At 55.7% G+C, this 212-nt stretch carries 1 protein-coding gene; it reads right to left on the bottom strand.

What is annotated here, in order from left to right; all coding sequences use genetic code 11:
* A partial coding sequence (locus tag LCF57_RS23285) for a beta-ketoacyl synthase N-terminal-like domain-containing protein (RefSeq protein ID WP_226002845.1) occupies nucleotides 1-212 on the bottom strand: 212 nt, incomplete at both ends.

Below are 212 nucleotides of genomic sequence, written 5' to 3'. Positions count from 1 at the left end.
CTTATCGGCTATCGCCCGGGACAGCGGCTTCAATAGGACAGCCCCCACGCCTTCGCCAGGGACAAACCCGTTGCCTCCTTTTCCAAAGCTTTTGCACTGTCCATCGACTGACAGCATTTGGTTGGCGCAAAGCCCAACATAGCTGAGCGGATGGACATACAGGTTTACTCCTCCTGCAATCGCCATCTCGCATTCTCCCCGGTACAGATGCT

Source organism: Paenibacillus sp. BJ-4, assembly GCF_020404765.1.
Taxonomy (GTDB): domain Bacteria; phylum Bacillota; class Bacilli; order Paenibacillales; family Paenibacillaceae; genus Paenibacillus.
The sequence above is the reverse complement of the archived record's forward strand: the minus strand, read 5'-3'. Positions and strand labels throughout refer to the sequence as shown.